The 651-nt window shown below is 46.1% G+C and carries 1 protein-coding gene and 1 pseudogene; one reads left to right on the top strand and one right to left on the bottom strand.

Annotated elements, in window-relative coordinates; genetic code table 11:
• A pseudogene (locus tag R7Z77_RS26160) lies at positions 1–82 on the top strand (SAM-dependent methyltransferase); the annotation flags it as partial.
• 57 nt (positions 83–139) lie between these two features.
• Here R7Z77_RS26160 and R7Z77_RS26155 read toward each other — a convergent pair.
• Positions 140–651, bottom strand: a 512-nt coding sequence (locus R7Z77_RS26155; protein ID WP_411913220.1) for an AMP-binding enzyme, incomplete at its 5' end; no start/stop codon positions are given.

Here is a 651-nt window from a genome sequence, read left to right as displayed (position 1 = left end):
CGATGTTGAAGCGAAAAAAGTGTTCGATATCACCTCTGATGGACAAACCATGTCGGTATTAATGGGCGTTGGTCGCCGTTAATTTGCCAAAAAGATTAAAAAAAGCGAGCCAAGGTGCTCGCTTTTTTGTGGGTGGCATCTAAGCTGATATCGCGGTTTGAATCTCTTGTAGTATCTCTGGATTGGCAATTGCGCCTAAGTTTTCAACTTGTCGACCATTGACTACTTGCTTGACGGCAAGTTCTACCAGTTTGCCTGATCGCGTTTTCGGAATATCGCTGATGGCGAAAATGGCACTCGGCACATGGCGTGGTGAACAGGCCGATTTCAGCTGCGCTTTAATGCTGCCGATTAACTCATCATCCAACTCATCTTGGCTTTCTAATTGAACAAAAAGCCAGATCTGTTCATTTCGATCCACTTCTTTCCCAACCGCGATGGAGTCGACGATGCCATCAATAGCATTCACCTGTTGGTAAATTTCTGCGGTACCAATTCTGACGCCACCTGGATTAAGAGTGGTGTCACTACGGCCATAAAAGACAAAACCGCCAACCTCACTTTTTTCTACATCGTCGCCATGATGCCAAACATTATCGAACTTATCCCAGTAAGCGTGATGGTAACGCTCGCCTGAATCACGCCAGAACC

The sequence above is a fragment of the Vibrio sp. 1401 genome (genome assembly GCF_033340295.1).
The sequence above is the reverse complement of the archived record's forward strand: the minus strand, read 5'-3'. Positions and strand labels throughout refer to the sequence as shown.